The sequence below is a fragment of the Pseudomonas sp. SWRI111 genome (assembly GCF_014268555.1).
Lineage (GTDB): Bacteria > Pseudomonadota > Gammaproteobacteria > Pseudomonadales > Pseudomonadaceae > Aquipseudomonas > Aquipseudomonas hamedanensis.
Window position 1 is genome coordinate 1 of record NZ_JABWQQ010000001.1, and the last position, 20,327, is coordinate 20,327.

16 protein-coding genes are annotated in these 20,327 nt (G+C 59.2%); 10 read left to right on the forward strand and 6 right to left on the reverse strand.

Going from position 1 to position 20,327, the window contains the following annotated elements; all coding sequences use genetic code 11:
- Positions 1–163 precede the first annotated feature (163 nt).
- Positions 164–1,237 carry a diguanylate cyclase gene (locus HU755_RS00005; RefSeq protein ID WP_186630135.1) on the reverse strand — a complete coding sequence of 358 codons (1,074 nt, stop codon included), beginning with the start codon at positions 1,235–1,237 and terminating at the stop codon, positions 164–166.
- Positions 1,238–1,371: 134 nt separating this feature from the next.
- The gene (locus tag HU755_RS00010) at positions 1,372–1,803 is read right to left on the reverse strand and encodes a co-chaperone YbbN (RefSeq protein ID WP_186630136.1); all 432 of its coding nucleotides are present in this window, start codon (positions 1,801–1,803) and stop codon (positions 1,372–1,374) included.
- Positions 1,804–2,238: 435 nt separating this feature from the next.
- Here HU755_RS00010 and HU755_RS00015 point away from each other — a divergent pair, with 435 nt between their 5' ends.
- The 8 genes from HU755_RS00015 to HU755_RS00050 all read left to right on the forward strand — a co-directional run bounded on the left by HU755_RS00015 (position 2,239) and on the right by HU755_RS00050 (position 8,912).
- Entirely contained in the window at positions 2,239–3,087 is an 849-nt protein-coding gene (locus tag HU755_RS00015; protein WP_186630137.1) for a transporter substrate-binding domain-containing protein, read from the forward strand.
- Positions 3,088–3,138: 51 nt separating this feature from the next.
- The gene (locus tag HU755_RS00020) at positions 3,139–3,801 is read left to right on the forward strand and encodes an amino acid ABC transporter permease (protein WP_186546417.1); all 663 of its coding nucleotides are present in this window, start codon (positions 3,139–3,141) and stop codon (positions 3,799–3,801) included.
- Positions 3,802–3,810: 9 nt separating this feature from the next.
- The gene (locus tag HU755_RS00025) at positions 3,811–4,473 is read left to right on the forward strand and encodes an amino acid ABC transporter permease (RefSeq protein ID WP_186546416.1); all 663 of its coding nucleotides are present in this window, start codon (positions 3,811–3,813) and stop codon (positions 4,471–4,473) included.
- Complete coding sequence (locus HU755_RS00030; RefSeq protein WP_186546415.1) at positions 4,470–5,261, forward strand: amino acid ABC transporter ATP-binding protein; 792 nt, start codon at positions 4,470–4,472, stop codon at positions 5,259–5,261. Before HU755_RS00025 ends, HU755_RS00030 begins: the two co-directional genes overlap by 4 nt.
- A 31-nt stretch (positions 5,262–5,292) precedes the next feature.
- On the forward strand, positions 5,293–5,682 hold the full coding sequence (locus HU755_RS00035) for a RidA family protein (RefSeq protein WP_186546414.1): 390 nt from the start codon (positions 5,293–5,295) through the stop codon (positions 5,680–5,682).
- A 144-nt stretch (positions 5,683–5,826) separates the two neighbouring features.
- Complete coding sequence (locus HU755_RS00040; RefSeq protein WP_186546413.1) at positions 5,827–6,591, forward strand: IclR family transcriptional regulator; 765 nt, start codon at positions 5,827–5,829, stop codon at positions 6,589–6,591.
- Positions 6,592–6,629: 38 nt separating this feature from the next.
- Complete coding sequence (locus tag HU755_RS00045) at positions 6,630–7,844, forward strand: amino acid deaminase (protein WP_186630138.1); 1,215 nt, start codon at positions 6,630–6,632, stop codon at positions 7,842–7,844.
- Positions 7,845–7,979: 135 nt separating this feature from the next.
- Positions 7,980–8,912, forward strand: coding sequence for a sugar kinase (locus tag HU755_RS00050; protein ID WP_186630139.1), 933 nt, complete (start codon positions 7,980–7,982; stop codon positions 8,910–8,912).
- Positions 8,913–9,397: 485 nt separating this feature from the next.
- Here HU755_RS00050 and HU755_RS00055 read toward each other — a convergent pair whose 3' ends face one another.
- Positions 9,398–9,673 (reverse strand): peptidylprolyl isomerase, encoded by a 276-nt coding sequence (locus HU755_RS00055; protein ID WP_007912322.1) that lies wholly within the window; start codon positions 9,671–9,673, stop codon positions 9,398–9,400.
- A 53-nt stretch (positions 9,674–9,726) separates the two neighbouring features.
- A complete protein-coding gene (locus HU755_RS00060; protein WP_186630140.1) occupies positions 9,727–12,264 on the reverse strand; it encodes a PAS domain-containing sensor histidine kinase in 2,538 nt (845 codons plus the stop codon).
- Positions 12,265–12,393: 129 nt separating this feature from the next.
- Here HU755_RS00060 and HU755_RS00065 point away from each other — a divergent pair, with 129 nt between their 5' ends.
- Together HU755_RS00065 and HU755_RS00070 are read left to right on the forward strand one after the other, a co-directional pair.
- Positions 12,394–13,503, forward strand: a complete 1,110-nt coding sequence (locus tag HU755_RS00065) for a PilT/PilU family type 4a pilus ATPase (protein ID WP_186630622.1) — start codon at positions 12,394–12,396, stop codon at positions 13,501–13,503.
- Between the two features lie 124 nt (positions 13,504–13,627).
- On the forward strand, positions 13,628–17,395 hold the full coding sequence (locus HU755_RS00070) for a hypothetical protein (protein WP_186630141.1): 3,768 nt from the start codon (positions 13,628–13,630) through the stop codon (positions 17,393–17,395).
- Between the two features lie 38 nt (positions 17,396–17,433).
- On the opposite strand, the gene HU755_RS00075 is transcribed toward HU755_RS00070, so the two are convergent.
- Complete coding sequence (locus HU755_RS00075; RefSeq protein ID WP_186630142.1) at positions 17,434–19,389, reverse strand: acetoacetate--CoA ligase; 1,956 nt, start codon at positions 19,387–19,389, stop codon at positions 17,434–17,436.
- 163 nt (positions 19,390–19,552) lie between these two features.
- Positions 19,553–20,326, reverse strand: coding sequence for a 3-hydroxybutyrate dehydrogenase (gene hbdH, locus HU755_RS00080; RefSeq protein WP_186546407.1), 774 nt, complete (start codon positions 20,324–20,326; stop codon positions 19,553–19,555).
- Position 20,327: the final 1 nt, after the last annotated feature.

Sequence of the window (20,327 nt, forward strand, 5' to 3'; positions counted from 1 at the left end):
AGGCAGTTCATTGGTGACTGACACTCCGCTTTCGCGAGCAGGCTCGCTCCTACAATGGGTTTTGTGGGTTGCCTTGATTCCCGGACGCCTCAGGCCCTGTGGGAGTGAGCTTGCTCACGAAGGCGGCAGGTCAGGCGGTGAATCCGTTCGAACACTGCGTTTGCTACTGGAAGGTGAACCGATCCTTCCCCGTATGCTTTGACTCATACAGCGCTGCATCCGCCTTGACCAGGGCCTGATTCAACGAATCACCATCGTTCACCCGGGCAATGCCGATGCTGATCGTAACGGGATGCCGGGTGGGCTGTTCGCGCACCAGTCGGCACAGTTCGGTGGCAAGCCTTTCCACATCCTCGCGCCGTACGCCGGCGAGATAAATCGCAAACTCTTCGCCGCCCAGGCGCGCATAGTCGAACGCCACCATCACAGCCTTGATATCGGCAGCGACACGAATGAGTACCTCGTCACCGATGTCATGCCCGTAGGTGTCGTTCACTTTCTTGAAATTGTCGATGTCGATCATCATCAGGTAATGGTCCTGCTCACGCGGACTCGCTTGCAAACGCTGTTGCGCGTGAGTCATGAACGAGCGGCGGTTGGGAATCTGCGTCAGCGGGTCGTTGTAGGCCTGATCGAGCAGCAGCCTGGACATAAGGTAGTTGTTGAGCTTGGCCTCGCGAAATTTCACAAACGTATACACCGTCAGCGCACAGAGAAACACGCTGTAGCAGGCGGTCAGAACGCCGCGCAGTTCGGTGATTTGAGTGGTGGTGTCGAGGAACGGGTTGAGGATCACCCAGATGACAACTTGCACCGCAAAGAACGCCCAGCGCCTGAGCGGGAGGACCGACACGCTGTACAGCATGCTGGCCGCCGCAAGCACCAGCCATAAACTGTGCGATGCAGGCGTAAGACCGTCGACGACCATTCGCACGCCGACTGTCAGACCAAGGACCAGCAGCAGGGTCAGCACATCGAAATGGCTGACCTTGCGCGTAAACGCGAGAATCGCCGTCAATAGCGCAAAACCGGCGAGAAACACCACCGAGCGCCATGTGAAGCCCTGGCCGCCAAGAAAGCTCACGATCAGATCAAACAGCAGCCACATGAAAATGCTGACCGCGTAAATCAACAGGCTGAACGGTTTGAGTCGCTCGAACTCACGTTGAAGAAATTCCGCTCTCAACTCGGTCGAGGCGGTTTGCTTCAACGCTTGCGCTTCAATGGTCTCGAACATGCTCTTCCTGATGTCTGCGCCAATCCTGGCAACCACCCGAACGTGAGGGCGGGAGCACAACGTATTCGCTCAACAGCAAAGCAGGCAGATAACGGCTTGTCCAATCCCGCTCGGGCGGTGTTCCGGCGCGCAGGTCAGCGCAAAACCCGGTGACGCGAGCGCGAGACGGTGCGCAAGGCACGAAGCGTCTGACGCAACCAAACCAGGTCATGCCTGCGTTTGCGTGGCGCCGCCGGGCCCCTGGTCTTGCCGACGTGCCGGGCGAAATCCTTGGCGAGGGTTTCCTCGCTGCCGATGCCTTTTAGCTTTTTTACCAACCTGCCGTTTCGGTAGAACAGCACCGTGGGAGTGCCGGTCACGCGCGGGTGCCTGGGTGACTGGCTGGTGTTGAGCATGTAGATATTGGCGCGCAGTCGGTAAGGCTCGGCAATCTGCCGAAAGATCGGCCCGGCCCATTCGCAGGCGGGGCAGTGTTCGTTGGCGAAATAGAAGATGACCGGGCGCCAGGTTTTCAGGGCTTTGCGATAAATCGGTGCCAGGCTGGGATCAGCGAGGGAAATGCTCATTGAAGACTCCTTTTCAATGCCCGGAAGGTTTGATGACATTAAGGGCGTAAGCGTGCTGCGGTCTACTGTCAGAAATTACAGGTAGGCTGCACAAATCTCCGATTCGCGGCCCAAAGCGCGAGATTGCGCTGACAGTTGTCGCCCCCAAACGCTGAAGGCTCGATTTGATTCACCGTCAGGCTGAATGCACCGAAACAGCACAGCCCGACCCTCGTTGGGAACCTGCTACCCGCGTCAGTAGCGATAGGTAGCGCCTCATCCGTTCAGCGCAGGGAGTGATCGCCCATCTTGACTGACCGTATCTCTTTGATTCCTCGAACATTTGACATCGCTGCGGATTTCCCGCGAATCCTGTGGCACACTTTCTGCTGTCTATTCCGTAGTAACAAACCGTGTTCCGGTATAGCGGAATAAACACCACCTGGAGTGCTCGCCATGCATCACCGTCCTTCGTTGTTCAAAGCGTGTGTTTTCGTACTTGCCGCTGCTTCCTCGGTCATGGGCCTGGCCCAGGCCGCCGACAGCAAGCTCGACAGTGTCCTGGCCCGTGGCAAATTGATCGTCGGCACTGGCAGCACCAATGCGCCGTGGCACTTTCAGGGCACGGACGGCAAGTTGCAGGGTTTTGATATCGACATCGCCAGGATGGTGGCAAAAGGGTTGTTCAACGACCCGAGCAAAGTCGAGTTCGTGGTGCAGTCGTCCGATGCGCGCATTCCCAATCTGCTGACCGACAAGGTCGACATGAGTTGCCAGTTCATTACCGTCACTGCCAGCCGCGCACAGCAAGTCGCCTTCACGCTGCCGTACTACCGCGAAGGTGTTGGTCTGTTGTTGCCGAACAACAGCAAGTACAAGGAAATCGAAGACCTGCAAGCGGCGGGCGATGACGTTACCGTTGCGGTGCTGCAGAACGTATACGCCGAAGAACTGGTGCACCAGGCACTGCCCAAAGCCAAGGTCGATCAGTACGACAGCGTCGATCTGATGTACCAGGCAGTGAACTCTGGCCGCGCCGATGCCGCCGCCACTGATCAGTCGTCGGTCAAATACCTGATGGTGCAGAACCCTGGCCGCTACCGTAGCCCGACTTACGCGTGGAGTCCGCAGACCTACGCCTGCGCCGTCAAACGAGGCGATCAGGATTGGCTGAACTTCGTCAACACCGCGCTGCATGAGGCCATGACTGGCGTTGAGTTCCCGACTTACGCGGCGTCCTTCAAGCAATGGTTTGGCGTCGATCTGCCGTCGCCTGCCATCGGTTTCCCTGTCGAATTCAAATGATCCCGTGAGAGTGGGGCGAGTCACATCGCCCCGCTCAAGGTACTGCTGACCATGAATTATCAGTTGAACTTTGCCGCCGTGTGGCGCGATTTCGACACCTTGCTGGCGGGGCTCGGTCTGGGCCTGCAACTGGCACTGTTGTCGATCGCCATCGGCTGCGTGATCGGCCTGCTGATGGCGTTTGCCTTGCTGTCGAAGCATCGCGCCTTGCGGGTGCTGGCCTCGGTGTACGTCACGGTGATTCGTAACACGCCGATTCTGGTGTTGATTCTGTTGATCTACTTCGCCTTGCCAGGTCTGGGCATCCGGCTGGACAAGATTCCTTCGTTCATCATCACGCTGTCGTTATACGCCGGGGCGTACCTGACCGAAGTGTTCCGTGGCGGCTTGCTGAGCATTCCCAAGGGACAGCGCGAAGCGGGGCTGGCCATCGGACTCGGTGAATGGCAGGTCAAGGCCTACATCACCGTGCCGGTGATGCTGCGCAATGTTCTGCCGGCGCTGTCGAACAACTTCATCTCGCTGTTCAAGGACACCTCGCTGGCCGCCGCGATTGCGGTGCCGGAGCTGACCTACTACGCGCGCAAGATCAACGTCGAGAGCTACCGGGTGATCGAAACCTGGCTGGTGACCACGGCGTTGTATGTCGCGGCCTGTTACCTCATTGCCATGGCGCTGCGTTTTCTCGAGCAGCGTCTGGCGATCCGCCGATAGGAGGCTGCGATGTACGAATCTCCCAGTTGGTTGCATGAATTATGGGTGGCGCGCGAGCCGCTGTGGCAGGGCTTTTTGACCAGCGTGCAGGTTTCGGCGCTGGCCATTGTGCTCGGCACGATGCTCGGTGTGGTCGCCGGCCTGGTGCTGACTTACGGTAAGTTCTGGATGCGCGCGCCGTTTCGCGTTTACGTTGATCTGATTCGCGGCACACCGGTGTTTGTGCTGGTGCTGGCTTGCTTCTATATGGCCCCGGCGCTGGGCTGGCAGATCGGTGCATTTCAGGCTGGTGCGCTGGGCTTGACGCTGTTCTGCGGTTCGCACGTCGCGGAAATCGTTCGTGGTGCGTTGCAAGCCTTGCCGCGCGGGCAGATGGAAGCGAGCCAGGCCATCGGTCTGACTTTCTACCAGTCCCTCGGCTACGTCCTGTTGCCTCAGGCATTGCGGCAAATCCTGCCGACCTGGGTCAACTCATCCACCGAAATCGTCAAGGCCTCGACCTTGCTCTCGGTGATCGGTGTCGCTGAATTGTTGCTCAGCAGCCAACAGGTCATCGCACGGAACTTCATGACCCTGGAGTTCTACCTGTTCGCCGGTTTTCTGTTCTTCGTCATCAACTACGGCATCGAATTACTCGGCCGGCACATTGAAAAGCGGGTGGCCCTGCCATGACTCAAGCTCAAGTTTCCCCACAGCATCAGGCGTTGCTGGATATCCGCGGCCTGCACAAACAGTACGGCGCGGTGGAAGTGCTCAAGGGCGTCGACCTGAGCATGCAGCGCGGTAACGTCGTCACGCTGATTGGCTCCAGCGGTTCGGGCAAGACCACGCTGCTGCGCTGCGTGAACATGCTCGAAGAATTCCAGGGCGGGCAGATCCTGCTCGACGGCGAGTCCATCGGCTATGACGAGATCAACGGCAAACGCGTGCGCCATGGCGAAAAAGTCATCGCTCGCCATCGTGCGATGACCGGCATGGCGTTCCAGCAATTCAACCTGTTTCCGCACCTGACCGCGTTGCAGAACGTCACCCTGGGCTTGCTCAAGGTGAAGAAAATGCACAAGGACGAGGCCGTAGTGCTCGCCGAAAAATGGCTGGAGCGCGTCGGCCTGCTGGAACGGCGCAATCACTTTCCCGGTCAGTTGTCCGGCGGTCAGCAACAGCGCGTGGCGATTGCCCGGGCGATCGCGATGAACCCGAGTCTGATGCTGTTCGACGAAGTCACGTCGGCCCTGGATCCGGAACTGGTCGGCGAAGTACTCAACGTCATCAAGGGTCTGGCCGAAGACGGCATGACCATGTTGCTCGTCACCCACGAGATGCGTTTTGCGTTCGAGGTCTCGGACAAGATCGTTTTCATGAATCAGGGGCGGATCGAAGAGCAGGGGCCTCCCAAGGAACTGTTTGAACGCCCGCAATCGCCGCGTCTGGCTGAGTTTCTCAAAAGCACGCGGTTTTGAATCTGCACTTTTGCAATCAGGAGAAATACCCATGAGCATTACGCGTTACGGGACCGGCAGCACTGCCGCCGGCGGCCAGCCTCGTCCATTCGCCCGCGCTGTTGAAGCAGATGGCTGGCTGCACGTGTCCGGTCAGGTGCCCGCAGTGGATGGCGAGATCATCGTTGGCGGTATCGTCGAACAGACCCACCAGACCATGAAGAACCTGATCGCGATTCTCGAAGAAGCCGGTTATGGCCTGGAAGACGTCGTGCGTGCCGGAGTTTGGCTGGACGATCCGCGGGATTTTTCCAGCTTCAACAAGGTGTTCGCCGAGTATTTCAAACCCGAACACGCCCCGGCGCGGGCCTGTGTGCAGGCGAGCATGATGGTCGATTGCAAGGTTGAGATCGACTGCATTGCCTACAAAAAGAAGATGTGAACGGAGGTGACGCTATCGCGAGCAGGCTCACTCCTACAGGAGAACGCATTTCAACTGTAGGAGTGAGCCTGCTCGCGATGGCGGTCTAACTGTCGACACGGGACTCTCGGTAAACTCTCGGCACTTTTATTGGGAACTGAAGAAATGACCGAAGACACCATCAAGCGCCGGGCACGCGGTCTGGACCGGGCGTTCGATATCCTCGATTTTCTCAAAGAAATCGGCCAGCCGTTGCGCCCCAACGACATCGCCAACGGCATCGGCAGCCCGAAATCCACGGTCTACGAACTGGTCGCCTCGTTGCTGGAGCGGCGGATTCTCGAGCCGGTGGGCAAGGACGGCCATGTCTATCTGGGCCGGCAGTTGTACTTCCTGGGGCAGGCGCATTTGCGTCATTTCGACCTTAGCCGTGAGGCCGATCACGCCTTGCAGGAGATCGTCAGCCAGACCCGTGAAACCGCGCAGATGTGTCTGCTCAACGGTCGTAAATACACGGTGGCGTTGATGAAGGAGGGCGAGCGGCATTTTCGCATCTCTTCCGACATTGGCGAAAACGCGCCGATTCCGTGGACGGCGTCGGGCCGTTTGCTGCTGGCGCATTTGAGCGATCAGCAGATCATCGACCTGATCGATGAGGACGATTACATCCTGCCCGACGGCGAGCGCCTGCCGCTGGAACGTTTTCTGGCGGAGATCCGTCAGGCCGGCAGCGATGGCTTTTTCTCCTTCGACAGTGTTGCCGACACCTTCACCCATTGCTTCGCCGCGCCCGTCAAAGATGCGCAGGGCGTGGCCATCTGCACCCTGTGCATCGTCGCCCCGCGCGCTGATGCGAAGAACAATTACAACGACTATCGCCGGGTGCTGATTGACAGCGCCAATAGCCTCGCCCGGCGTATCAACGAATAACCGCGGCTGCCTGCGGCCGCGACTGTGAGGATTCGACGATGACCACTGCCATCAACTCTGCAGTAGAAAAAGGTGACGCCGCCATCGGCGCGCAGTTGACGCGTGACGTCAGCCTGCCCGCGCTGGTGCTGCACCGCGATGCGCTGGAGCACAATCTTCGCTGGATGCAGACGTTTGTCAGTGGCAGCGGCGCGCAACTGGCGCCCCACGGCAAAACCAGCATGACGCCGGCGCTGTTCAAGCGTCAGCTCGACGCCGGCGCATGGGGCATTACCCTCGCCAGCGCCACCCAGACCCGCGCCGCTTACGCCCATGGCGTGCGCCGCGTGTTGATGGCCAATCAGCTGGTCGGTACACCAAACATGGCGCTGATTGCCGACCTGCTGGCCGATGCGGACTTCGATTTCTATTGCATGGTCGATCACCCGGACAACGTCGCCGACCTTGGCGCGTATTTCGGTTCGCGTGGGGTCAGGCTCAACGTGATGATCGAGTACGGCGTGGTCGGCGGGCGTTGCGGTTGCCGCAGCGAGCAGGAAGTCATTGAGCTGGCAAAAGCCATCGACGCACAACCGGCGCTGGCACTGACCGGCATTGAAGGTTACGAAGGGGTGATCCATGGCGATCAGGCGGTCAGCGGAATCCGTGCGTTTGCTGCCTCGCTGGTGCGTCTTGCCGTGCAGTTGCAGGACAGCGGCGCTTTCGCCATCGCCAAGCCGATCATCACCGCGTCGGGCTCGGCGTGGTACGACTTGATCGCTGAATCCTTCGAGGAGCAGAACGCCGCCGGACGCTTCCTCAGCGTGTTGCGTCCGGGCAGTTACGTGGCGCACGACCACGGCATCTACAAAGAAGCGCAGTGCTGCGTGCTGGATCGGCGTAGCGATCTGCACGAGGGTTTGCGCCCGGCGCTGGAGGTCTGGGCTCACGTGCAATCGTTGCCGGAGCCGGGCTTTGCGGTGATTGCCCTGGGCAAGCGTGACGTGGCATTCGATGCCGGTTTGCCGGTGCCGTTGCGGCGCTACAAGGCGGGTGTCGTACCTGCAATGGGCGATGACGTCGGTGCGTGCAAGGTCACGGCAGTGATGGACCAGCACGCGTTCATGACGGTCGCGCCGGCGGTGGAATTGCGCGTGGGTGACATCATTTCTTTCGGGACGTCCCATCCGTGCCTGACCTTCGACAAATGGCGGGTGGGCTTGTTGGTGGATGAGCAGTTGTCGGTGGTCGAGCGCATGGAGACTTGTTTCTAAAGCCTGAGATTGCGTCGTGGCGGCTATTCGCGAGCAGGCTCGCTCCCACAGAAAACGCATTTCAAAAGTAGGAGCGAGCCTGCTCGCGAAGGCGTCCGCCCTGACACCATTGAATCAACAGAGACACCACCAAGAATGAACACCTTAAGCCCCCTGGGCCCGAACACCCCACGCATCGCCCTCATCGGCGAGTGCATGATCGAGTTGCAGCAGCGCGCCGACGGCAGCCTGCAGCAAAGCTTCGGTGGCGACACCTTGAACACGGCGGTCTACCTGTCCCGCGCCATGGGCGACAAGGCGCAGGTCGACTACGTGACTGCGCTGGGCGACGATAGCTTCAGCGACGCCATGTGCCGGCAGTGGGCCGAGGAAGGCATCGGCCTCCAACAAGTGCAGCGCCTGCCGGGTCGTTTGCCCGGCCTGTACTGCATTCAGACTGACGCCAGCGGCGAGCGCCGCTTCCTCTATTGGCGCAATGAAGCGGCGGTACGCGATTGCTTCACCACGCCTGCCGCCGAACCGATTCTGGCCGCGTTGCCGGATTACGACGTGCTGTATTTCAGCGGCATCACCCTGGCTGTGCTTGGCGCCCAGGGCCGGGAGCGGCTGATCCAGGTGCTGATCGAAGCCCGGCAGCGCGATGCGCGGATCGTCTTCGACAACAACTATCGTCCACGTTTGTGGGCCTCACCCGAAGAGGCGCGCGCGGCCTATCGCAGCGTCTTGCCTCATATCGATCTTGCGTTATTGACCGTGGACGACGAGCGGGCGCTGTTCGGGTTCAGCGATTGCGCGGCGCTGTTCGAGGCTTACACGCAGATCGGCACACCGGAGGTGGTCCTCAAGCGTGGCGCCGAGGCGTGTTTGATTCGATGTGAGGGCGAAGCGTTTGAAGTGCCGGCGCAGAAAGTTGCCAAAGTCGTCGACACCACGGCAGCGGGGGATTCGTTCAGTGCGGCGTATCTGGCCAGTCGTTTGCTCGGCGGCAGCCCGGCGGAGGCGGCGCAAGCGGGACATGAACTGGCGAGCCGGGTGATACAGGCGCCCGGGGCGCTGATCCCCAGGTAATCGGCGAATGGCCGCTTGCTGCGCAATCGGTTCGCGGGCAAGCCCGCTCCCACAGGGTTCCGAGTGTTACTCAAATTCCAGGCAACCCACAAAGCCCCTTGTGGGAGCGGGCTTGCTCGCGAAAGCGGAGTGTCAGCCACAGATAAATTGCCTGACCTGACGCCTTCGTGAGCAAGCCCACTCCCACAAGATTTCCGGTGCTACTCAGATTCGCGGCAACCCACAAGATTTCGGGTGCTACTCAGATTTAAGGCAATCCACAAAGCCCCTTGTGGGAGCGGGCTTGCTCGCGAAAGCGGAGTGTCAGCCACAGATAAATTGCCTGACCTGACGCCTTCGTGAGCAAGCCCACTCCCACAAGATTTCCGGTGGTACTCAGATTCGCGGCAACCCACAAGATTTCCGGTGGTATTCAGATTTCAGGCAACCCACAAAACCCATTGTGGGAGCGAGCCTGCTCGCGAAGAGGCTCGAAAGCCAACCAGTCAATCGCGGTAAAACACCTGCACCAGGTGATAGCCAAACTTGCTCTTGATCGGTCCATGCACCGTGCGCAGCGGTTTTTTGAAGATCACCGCGTCGATCGCGCCCACCATCTGTCCCGGGCGTACCTCGCCCAGATCGCCGCCGCGTTTGCCGGACGGGCAGGTGGAAAATTTCTTCGCCAGCACGTCGAACGCTTCGCCCTTGGCAATGCGCTGTTTGAGTTGTTCAGCCTCTTCGGCGGTTTTCACCAGAATGTGGCGGGCTTGAGCTTTCATCGTGGCAGTACCTGATAACGGGGTGACGGCGGGGCGCGGGATTATGCCTCAAGTCACGCCGTCGGGTTGATCATCGTGCGGATCTTGCTCGCCAGGCGTTCCAGCGCAAAGGGTTTGGCGACCATGTCCATGCCCTCTTCGAGAAAGCCCTGGCGTTCCGCGGCGATCTGCGCATAACCGGTCATGAACAATACTTTAAGACCAGGGCGCTGCTGCCGCGCGATTTCCGCCAGCTGTCGACCGTTCATGCCCGGCAAACCTACATCGGTGACCAGCAGGTCAACTTCGGCAACGGTGTCCAGCAGCGCCAGCGCAGCGGTGGCGTCGACCGCTTCGTACGCCCGGTAACCCAGTTGCTTGAGCAAATCCAGCACCAACATGCGCACGGCCGGATCGTCTTCGACCACCACGACGGTTTCCCCGGACGTTGCCGTGCAGGGCGCACTGATCGTCTCGACCGGTGCCTGCTCCGGCATTTGCAGGTACAGGCGCGGCAAGTACAGGCGCACGCAGGTGCCTTGGTCGGGCAAGCTGTCGAGGCTGACATGGCCGCCCGATTGCTGGGCAAAACCGTAAATCATCGACAGCCCGAGCCCGGTGCCCTGGCCGATGGGCTTGGTGGTGAAGAACGGGTCGAAGGCCTTGGCGCGCACGGAGGGGGTCATCCCGGTGCCGTTGTCGCTGACCGCCAGCATCAGATAGTCGCCGGCCTTGACCGGCTCAAGCGTGGTGATGTCGTTGCCGTCGAGGTAGACGTTGGCGGTCTCGATCAGCAACTCGCCCCCGTGGGGCATGGCATCACGCGCGTTGATCACCAGATTCAGCAGGGCGTTTTCCAATTGACTGACATCCGTGCTGACCGGCCACACGCTGTCGGCCAGGCGCAATTTAAGCTCGATCGGATCGCCCTTGGTCCGGCGAATCAGATCTTCCAGCGAGTGAATCAGTTCGTTGACGTCCAGGGTCTTGCGATCCAGCGACTGGCGACGGGAAAAGGCCAGCAGACGATGAGTCAAGGCGGCGGCACGGTTGGCGGAGGACACGGCGGCTTCGGTGAACCGTCCGATCTCATTGGCGCGACCGTCGGCAATGTAGCGCTGCATCAGGTCGAGGCTGCCGATGATCCCCGTGAGCATGTTGTTGAAGTCATGGGCGATGCCGCCGGTGAGCTGGCCGACCGCTTCCATTTTTTGCGCGTGGCGCAAGGCGTCCTCGGCGCGCTCACGCTCGAACATCTCGTTCTGCAGACGCTGGTTGGCCTGGGCCAATTGTTCGGTGCGGGCGCTGACGCGCTCTTCCAGGGTTTCGTTGAGGTTGCGCAGGGCTTCTTCGGTTTTCTTGCGTTCGGTTTCATCGATCACAAAGATGTAGAACCCATTGACCGCACCATCGGCGCCGTGGCGCGGCAGGTAGTTCATCAAGGCATGGCGGTTGCTGCCGTCACGGTGCGTTGTGTAGAGGCTGAATGAACAGGACCGGCCGGCGAGCGCCTCGGCGATGTACGGCGCGCGCAGAAAGTAGGCTTCTTCGCCGATTACTTCGCGGATCGTACGGCCATAGAGTTCTTGCGGTGTCAGACCGTACCAGTCCAGGTAAGCGGCGTTGTTGAGGCGAAAACGTTCTTCGCGGTCGACGTAACTGATCAGGATCGGCATGGCGTTGATGATCAATTGCAGCTCGGTCTGGCTTTGGCGCAAGGCCTGTTCGGTGTGTTTGCGCTCGGTCAGGTCCAGCGCCGCGCCGAGAAAACGGGTCGGCCGGCCATGGTGATCCTTGTAGCAGCGGCCGCGGGCAAACGCCCAGCGCAACTCGCCATCGGTTTGCAGCAGGCGATACTCCTCGGCGTATTCGGTGCCGTGGGTGATGCAGTGCTTGATGCCGCGCGCGACCATCGCCCGGTCTTCCGGATGGACGCCTTGCAGGTAATCGCTGATCGGCAACTGGCTGGCCAGCGCCGGATCGACACCGTGCAACTGGGCGAAATGCGCGTCGGCGATAAACCGGTCTTCAGCAATGTTCCAGTCCCAGGTGCCGACTGCGTCGGTGGCGGCCAGCGCCAGCTGCAGGCGCTCTTCGGATTCGTGCTGAGCCTTGAGGCTTTCTTCGGAGCGCTGCTGCAACTCCAGGGCAATGCGTCGGCGTTCATTGGTTTCAATGGCGGTGACGAGGATGCCCGCCACTTGCGCGGTTTCATCCCGGATCGGGCTGTAGGTCAGATCCAGCCAGACGTCGGATTCTTGGCCATCGCGCAGCAGGGTGAAGCGGCGCTCGCTGTAGGTACGCACCTGGCCTTGCAGGACGGCGCTGTAGATCGGGTCGGTAAAGGCTCTGAGTTCCGGCCACATCTGGTGTGCCGGTTGCCCGAAAGCGTGCGGGTGCTTGCTGCCGGCCAGCATGGCGAAGCCGTCGTTGTAGATCTGCGTGAGTTGCGGTCCCCACAACAACAGCATCGGCATTGGCGAGTGAACCACGATGTCCACCGCGGTGCGCAGGCTTTGCGGCCATTGGCTGGCGGCACCCAGTGCGGTGTTGCTCCAGTCGGTACGGGCGATCAGTGCCTGGGCGTCGTCGTTGCTGGGTACAGCGTTCATTGCGTCGATCCTGAGCGGCGTTCGGTGAGGCGGCGTCTACTATTCTTCGAGAGGGTAGACGCTCAATGTACCGCTGCGCCACAGCAGCGGGCCATGTCTGAATATTCAAGCCGGTGGGTGAATTTGACCATGGAAATCGATGTGCTGTTAACACGGCTGGCCAACCAGCATGGCTCGGACCTGTTCCTGTCCACGGGAGCGCCACCCAGTGCGCGCTTTCAAGGCGTATTGACCGCTTTGAGCGAGCAGCCGTTCAAACCCGGTGAAGTGGCAGCCATTGCCAACGCCCTGATGGATGCCGAGCAGCGCCAGGTGTTCGACCGTGAGCTGGAAATGAACCTGGCCATTTCGCTCGCCGGTATTGGCCGCTTTCGGGTCAACGTGTTCAAGCAACGCAACGACGTATCCATCGTGATTCGCAACGTGAAGCTTGATATTCCACGCTTCGAAGACCTCAAGTTGCCCCCGGTACTGCGTGAAACCGTCATGCTCAAGCAGGGCCTGATCCTGTTCGTCGGCGCCACCGATTCGGGCAAATCGACCTCGCTGGCGGCATTGATCGATCACCGTAACCGTCACAGCGCCGGGCACATTGTGACGATTGAAGATCCGATCGAGTACATCCATCGGCATCAACTCTCGATCGTCAATCAGCGTGAGGTCGGCGTCGATACTCGCAGTTTTCACGCCGCGTTGAAAAACACCCTGCGCCAAGCCCCGGATGTAGTCCTGATTGGCGAGATCCGTGACCGCGAAACCATGGAGCATGCCTTGGCCTTCGCGGAAACTGGCCACCTGGTGTTATCGACGCTGCACGCCAACAACGCCAATCAGGCGCTGGACCGGATCATCAATCTGTTCCCCGAAGAGCGTCGTCCGCAGTTGTTGCATGCGCTGGGTAACAATCTGAAAGCCTTTATTTCGCAGCGATTGGTGCGCACCGTTAATGGTCAGCGAAGGGCTGCTGTCGAGGTGCTGCTGGGTACGCCGACCATCGCCGATCTGGTTCGACGAGGTGAGTTCGGAGAGCTCAAATCGATGATGGAAAAGTCCACGGAGCTTGGTATGCAAACCTTTGATGGCGCTTTGTTCGCCTTGGTGTCGCAGGGTGATATCAGTGAAGAAGAAGCGTTAAAACATGCCGACTCGGTGAATAATCTAAAGTTGCGCATAAAGTTCGCCACGGAAATAAAAAACCCCGATGAGCCGAAGGCGGGGGAGTGGGGCTTGATGGATTGAAAATCAATCATTAGTTTGCTGGCAGTAATAGCATTTAATATTTTAAGTGTGGAGTATAAAGTATTGCGGTCGTACAACGTCATCAAGCTGAATGGTCAGCGTAACCGATTGATGAGGTTGTTTAATGAGTTTTGCAGAAAGAAATAAAGTGATCTGGTCGGACCATGTCGTAGTTGCCAGTTTTAAACTAAGAACTGCAGCCGATGCCGCTGAGCGGCAGCTGATGATTGCGCAGTTGGAGCAGGCTGTGAGCCAGTATTCTGCTGATGAAGTCGTCAACTGGTATGCCCACGAACTGGAGTTGCAGGAAGGTTCGTCACTGTACGAAATTTATAACCCCGGCCTGCGCCTGCTCAATCAATTACTTGAAAGCAGTCCGGTCAACAGCGCACTTTCCCAGGAGCGCGCCAGTCAGCATAACGGCCTTGTGCGGGTGTCCGCTGACGGCAAAATGGAAGTGTATGGCACCGCCGGCTGGGTTGATCTGGTCGCTGCGGGTCATTTTAAATACAGTCGCTCGACGCTGGATGATCTGAAGCTGATCGCTGATTTCGCCGAGGCGGCGCGCGGGTATATATGGGCTGATCTGGACATTACGATGGATCAGTGGTTCAAGTTTCACGAGATAGATATCCCTGACACACCCGCAAAAATCAGCAACTTGCTCGAGTTGTTAAAGTTTGATCCTGCGGTCAAGGAGCCGGCCAATTATTGGGAACATTTTGCAGCGAGCGGTCAAAAGCTGGCCACGCTGTCCCAAGAACAGTTTTCAGCCATTGGCCAAGCGACCGCCAAACTTCTTCCGGGGAAAAGTCTCCTGACGGCGCTGTATAACGTTACGGGTAATGCGCCGGTATCGCATGAGAACGCAGCCCAGCGAATCAACGAATATGTCAACTACCCGGTTGCCTGCATACTGGCTGAAAAGTATTTGAAAGAACTGGGGTGGCTCGGTGGCCAAGCGGGCGAACCTATTGGCGAACAGGTTCTTCCACAGCTATTGTTGACGGCGCTGTTGCTCGATCTGGATCCGGCCATCGAAAACTTTTGTCAACGCAGGAAGATCGCTGGGTTCGAGTTGTATGCAGCCACTTATGTTGACCGGCATCCTTCGGTTGTACTCGAGGATCTGACGACGTTTCTACGAACCCGACTAAAGGTGGATGCCCGTTTAGTTCCTTTGGCCACCCACCTGTTGCTCGCGCGAACCGCGCCAGAGTTTATCGTCAGGGACATCCCGGCGTCTGTTCTCATGGGATCGATCGCATGGATCAACTTCTGTCGCGCCGTGGTGCTGGTCGAGGCGGTGAAAACCGGCGCAGCACGCGTCTTGACCTACTCGCAGATAATGGCTTATGCCGATTTGCAGCCGGTCAGTGACTCGCAAAAGCATTTGCGCGATCTGGCAATGATTGACCCGATTGTCGATTGGGCGCTGCTCAATCAGGTCGTCACCCCGGGTGAGCTTGATCAGGCAGAGGAATCGACCACACGACGGGCAATTGAGGCCTTCGAACAGCACACCGAAAAATTCACCCAGATCGCCCGGGCCTTTTCGACCGCGCTGCCCAGCCGTGCAGGCATCGCCCGCGCAGCGTTGAAAGTCGCCGCGCCAGGCTGCGATACGCTGGACGAAAAAGCATTGTCCGAGATCGGCGGGCAGCAGGTCATGTCCATGGTGGACCTGCATCAATCAGGTGACCTCGTCACCGGCAAGTGGGACAGGCGCACGGTTCGCCTGGTCACCAACGGCATACCCAGTCCGGCCATCAATTACAACCCGTCGGGCATCAGCCTTTACACACGTTATCCAGCGCTACTGAAACTCAAATCCTGTGACGACGAAATGGATCGGCAGTTGGCGGTGCATTTCAAGGATCTCAACAGTGCCATGTCGTCGACGGTGAAACTCGCGCTGGCCCAAATGCCTTCAGCGGATTTACAAGCCTTCATAAATGGCCGGATCGACTTTTTCACCGTGCGTGAGTCGGCGATTTACACCACCACGCATCGCATTGGCGGCCCGGTCACTACTCAATTGCCCAAGGAAACACAACAGAGCCGGGATGCTGCCACCGGGCGGTTTGGCTTGGTGATGTGCACGTTTCACAACAATGCCTTTATCTGTTATGAGCTGTTCACATCCCGGGGGGAGTTGCGCAAGAACGATGCCTTGGGTGAGTTGATCATCCGCGAGCGCAAACTCGAACAACGTTCGAGAATGAGCCGTGCTGCCAGTCTGACCACTCAATTTGAAGTGACTTATCCGAAAGAGCTGCCACTGAATGTGAAGTGCCATACTCATGCGATTGCCCAAGATTCCGCGGTCTCCAGCAGTATGGGGATCATCGACTATTTTGGCGCACTGGAAGAGCCCGCTGCTGCGACGGCGCTCAGGCAAGGATTTTATGCACGGTTCAACGCTCCGGAGGTTGCCCGTATCGCCGATTTCATTGTCAGGTATCGACCGTTCCTCAATGCTCAGGAGCTGCGCGAGCTGGTCCGTATCCCAACGCCGCTCGAGGAGTCTCAGGAGGAAGGCGAGCGATTGCTCACCTATTTCATCGACCTGGTGGTGCCGTTCAAAAAGTGCATCGAGGACATTGCGTCCGGTGAGCATAACAAGGTGGTCGATGGGATCTACGGCTGTCTGATGGATGGTATCGGGCTGGTAGGAACGGTGGCTGGGGCCAGTTCGAAGGCGTTGAGTATTTCGGCCAAGGCCATATCCACGACATCGAAAGCTGCGCGATTCACCAAACTGGCCTTCACGTCGGCAATTTCTTTGTTCAATCCGCTCGACGGCGTACCTTCGGGTCTACAATCCGGCGCAAAACTGGCGCACAAAGGCCTGCTGCGGTTCAATAAAAACACCCACGACATTATCGCCAAGGCGAACAGACAATTGCACACGCTCAGTGGGCGGCGGCAGTCTTATGATTTGATCGATAGCGTCGGCGGCGCGCAAGTGGGGCTCGGTAGCTGGCGCCCACGCGGCTCGGCGAGCGACGCCGTTGCTGTGCTGGCCGCGCGCCGAGACAACAAATGGTACGCCTTGAATCGTCGTGGCAACCCGTGGGGCAAACCGCTGGATGGCTTTTCCTATAACGCTCCGCTGCGTTTGCCTAACATGCCAAAGACCTTGCCAGAGAGCTATACGCGCAAGTTCATCGAGCAGAGTCTGCCTCGTGCCCGAGTGAAAATAGATAACGCGATCGAGGCCATCGCTCGGCATGACATCAAGCGCGATTGCGATCTGTTGATGAAAACGTTGTTCGGCGATACCTCATCGGTCGCCATTGATCGACTGGTCAACTACCTCCGCTTGATCCGTTTCGATTTCGCAGGTTTTTCCTTGAGTAACATTGTGCTCGATACCCTCAAGGAAAACAGCACGATCGCGGCATTTGACGTGGACGGTTATGCGCGCTGGAAAAGCGCGCGGGCCAGCGAAGGGGCTGATATAGCCTTCGTCGAAGTCTATACAAAAAACCTTAACAGACACTTTGTCAGCCTGGGCTTCAACCATGACGTGGTCGCCGATGACCTGATCCATGAGCTGTTTCATGCCAGCGCGCAAACCGATGATATCGGCTATGCCACCGATGCGCTGAGCGACGCTGAAACCGGGCAGCGACTGGATGTCGCTGCGCTGCTCAATATTGCCGCGGGCTGCCTGCCGGTCGCGCAGGACAGCACGGTCTGTCACGCGCCGTCCAAAGCGTTTGCCAATGCCGATTCCCTGGCGGTGGCGACCTCGTTGCTGAGCCAGCTTTGCACTGACAAAGCCGGCTTTGACCGCAACATGGCAGTCATTACCAGTGCCCTGGGCGCCAGTGGTGGCAAGGCCATTGTCGAGCCAGTGCTCATCACGCTGAACAAACCGGTGTGATGACTCCGGTGTTGAGTTGACGCCTGTCCCTTGACCGGTCAAACCGCCAACTCCGGCCGATCCTGAAACTGCTCAAGCGCTTCGGGATTGGCCAGGGCGTCGGTATTTTTTACCGGCTCCCCATGCACTATATTCCTCACGGCCAGCTCGACGATTTTGCCGCTGAGGGTGCGCGGTATATCCGTGACCTCGACGATTTTCGCCGGCACATGCCTTGGGGTGGTGTTGGCGCGAATCATCTGGCAGATCCGCTGTTGCAGCGTTTCATCCAGTGCCACGCCGTCCTTGAGGCGCACAAACAACACCACCCGAACGTCATCCTGCCATTGCTGACCGATAGCCACACAGTCCAGCACCTCGCTGATCTTTTCCACCTGTCGGTAGATCTCCGCTGTGCCAATGCGCACGCCACCGGGATTGAGTACCGCGTCGGAGCGGCCGTGAATCATCATCGCGCCGTCGGGCAATTGCTCGGCGTAATCGCCTTGCGCCCAGATGCCGGGAAACAGACTGAAATAGGATTTGCGCAGTTTTTCTCCATCAGCATCATTCCACAGGCCGATCGGCATCGCCGGGAAATGCCGGGTACACACCAGCTCGCCTTTTTCGCCGATCACCGGCTGACCGGCGTCGTTCCATACTTCAACCGCCATCCCCAGGCTTTTGCCCATGATCGCGCCGCGCCTTACCGGCGACAGCGGGTTGCCATTGACGAAGCAGGAAACGATGTCGGTACCGCCGGACATCGAGGCCAGGCAGACGTCGGCCTTGACGTCGCGATAGACGAAGTCATAGCTCTGTGGCGACAACGCCGAGCCGGTGCAGAGCAGGGTTTTCAGGCTGCTCAGGTCATGGCTTTGTCGCGGTTTGACGCCGCTGCTTTCCAGCGTCGCGAGGTATTTCGGACTGGTGCCGAATACGCTGATGCGCTCATCTTCGAGCAGTTCAAGCAAACGTTCCGGCCCTGGGTGAAACGGCGAACCGTCATACAGCACCACGGCGCTGCCGACCGCGAGGGCCGAGACCAGCCAGTTCCACATCATCCAGCCGCAGGTGGTGTAGTAGAACAAGCGGTCACCGGCACTGAGATCGACGTGCAAACCGTGTTCCTTGACGTGCTGCAACAACACGCCGCCGGTACTGTGGACGATGCATTTGGGCACGCCCGTGGTGCCGCTGGAGTACAGCACGTAAAGCGGATGCGCGAACGGCACCGGGACGAAGTGGGGGATTGCGCCGGGCTGATAAAAATCGTCCCACAACGTGACGTCGGCCGACGTGCGATAGTCGTCGCTGCGGGCTTGCGGCCGCGCATAAGGCACGACGATCAGTTGTTGCAGCGACGGCAGTCGCGCGAGGATTTCATTGAGCTTGCTCGTCTGGTCGATGTCCTTGCCGGCGTAGCGAACCCCTGCGCAGGTGATCAGCACCTTGGGCTCGATCTGGCCGAAGCGATCAATCACCCCCTGGGTGCCGAAGTCCGGCGACGAGCACGACCAGATCGCGCCGAGGCTGGTGGTCGCCAGCATTGCCACCAGCGTCTGCCAAGTGTTGGGCATGCACGCCGCCACCCGGTCGCCGAGACCGACGCCTGCCGCTTGCAGGCTGGCCTGAAAACCGCCGACCTGGCGGGCCAGTTCATCCCAGGTCAACTGTTCGCGTTGACCGTTTTCCGCAACCGCGACCACGGCGACGGCATCGTCGCGACGACGCAGCAGATGCTCGGCAAAATTCAGTGTTGCGCCGGGAAACCATTCGGCGCTGGGCATGTGGGCGCCTTCGCGCAGCACGGCGTCGGGTTGCGAATGAAAGTGAATAGCAAAGAAATCGACGATCGCCGGCCAGAACGCTTCGCGCTGATCGATGCTCCATTGATGCAGGGCAGGGTAGTCGGCAAGGTGCAACGAATGACGCTGATTGATAAAGCGCCGGAACGCGTCCATGCGCGAACGGGCGATACGGTTGGCATCGGGTTGCCAGAGGATGTCGGACATGGTTTGCCTCTTTTTATTTATGTCGCCACCAGGGTTCCACTTGATCTCCTGTGGGAGCGAGCCTGCTCGCGAAGGCGTTGTGTCAGTCGCCGCGACGGTGCCTGGCAAACCGCTTTCGTCGGAACGCCGCCCGGAACAGGCTCACTCCTACAGGGGGGCGCGGTTACTGCGCGAGCCACCCACCGTCAATATTCCACGCCGCCCCGCGCACCTGGCTGCCAGCCTCGCTGCACAGGAACAACACCAGCTCGCCCAGATGATCAGGCGTGACGAACTCCAGCGACGGCTGCTTCTCGGCCAGCAGATCATGCTGCGCCTGCTGCGGATCGACACCTTTGGCCGCGCGATCATCGATCTGTTTTTGCACCAGTGGCGTCAGCACCCAGCCCGGGCAAATGGCATTGCAGGTGACATTGCTGGTCGCCGTTTCCAGGCCAACCACTTTGGTCAGGCCGATTACTCCGTGTTTGGCGGCCACGTAGGCAGCTTTGCCGGTCGAACCGACCTGACCGTGCACGGACGCGATGTTGATGACCCGGCCCCAGCCTTTCGCACGCATCCCCGGCAGGCTCAGCCGGGTGCTGTGAAACACCGAAGACAGGTTGATCGCGATAATCGAATCCCAGCGCTCGACCGGGAACTCTTCCACCGGCGCGACATGTTGAATGCCGGCGTTGTTGACCAGAATATCGACGCCGCCAAATTCGCGTTCAGCGTAAGCAACCATGTCGGCGATTTGTGCCGGATCACTCACATCGGCCGGATGATGACCGACCTTGCCGCCGTACTGGCCGACCTCGGCGATCACCTTCGACGCATCGCCAAAACCATTGAGGATCAGGTTGGCGCCGGCCTTGGCCAGGCTCAGGGCGATGCCCAGGCCGATGCCGCTGGTGGAGCCGGTAACCAATGCGGTCTTGCCCGAAAGAAGGGTCATG

Excerpts from the sequence above, each read along its gene's own strand:
- HU755_RS00005 (WP_186630135.1), bottom strand. The coding sequence starts at position 1,237 with ATGTTCGAGACCATTGAAGCGCAAGCGTTGAAGCAAACCGCCTCGACC.
- HU755_RS00010 (WP_186630136.1), bottom strand. The coding sequence starts at position 1,803 with ATGAGCATTTCCCTCGCTGATCCCAGCCTGGCACCGATTTATCGCAAA.
- HU755_RS00015 (WP_186630137.1), top strand. The coding sequence starts at position 2,239 with ATGCATCACCGTCCTTCGTTGTTCAAAGCGTGTGTTTTCGTACTTGCC.
- HU755_RS00020 (WP_186546417.1), top strand. The coding sequence starts at position 3,139 with ATGAATTATCAGTTGAACTTTGCCGCCGTGTGGCGCGATTTCGACACC.
- HU755_RS00025 (WP_186546416.1), top strand. The coding sequence starts at position 3,811 with ATGTACGAATCTCCCAGTTGGTTGCATGAATTATGGGTGGCGCGCGAG.
- HU755_RS00030 (WP_186546415.1), top strand. The coding sequence starts at position 4,470 with ATGACTCAAGCTCAAGTTTCCCCACAGCATCAGGCGTTGCTGGATATC.
- HU755_RS00035 (WP_186546414.1), top strand. The coding sequence starts at position 5,293 with ATGAGCATTACGCGTTACGGGACCGGCAGCACTGCCGCCGGCGGCCAG.
- HU755_RS00040 (WP_186546413.1), top strand. The coding sequence starts at position 5,827 with ATGACCGAAGACACCATCAAGCGCCGGGCACGCGGTCTGGACCGGGCG.
- HU755_RS00045 (WP_186630138.1), top strand. The coding sequence starts at position 6,630 with ATGACCACTGCCATCAACTCTGCAGTAGAAAAAGGTGACGCCGCCATC.
- HU755_RS00050 (WP_186630139.1), top strand. The coding sequence starts at position 7,980 with ATGAACACCTTAAGCCCCCTGGGCCCGAACACCCCACGCATCGCCCTC.
- HU755_RS00055 (WP_007912322.1), bottom strand. The coding sequence starts at position 9,673 with ATGAAAGCTCAAGCCCGCCACATTCTGGTGAAAACCGCCGAAGAGGCT.
- HU755_RS00060 (WP_186630140.1), bottom strand. The coding sequence starts at position 12,264 with ATGAACGCTGTACCCAGCAACGACGACGCCCAGGCACTGATCGCCCGT.
- HU755_RS00065 (WP_186630622.1), top strand. The coding sequence starts at position 12,394 with ATGGAAATCGATGTGCTGTTAACACGGCTGGCCAACCAGCATGGCTCG.
- HU755_RS00070 (WP_186630141.1), top strand. The coding sequence starts at position 13,628 with ATGAGTTTTGCAGAAAGAAATAAAGTGATCTGGTCGGACCATGTCGTA.
- HU755_RS00075 (WP_186630142.1), bottom strand. The coding sequence starts at position 19,389 with ATGTCCGACATCCTCTGGCAACCCGATGCCAACCGTATCGCCCGTTCG.
- hbdH (WP_186546407.1), bottom strand. The coding sequence starts at position 20,326 with ATGACCCTTCTTTCGGGCAAGACCGCATTGGTTACCGGCTCCACCAGC.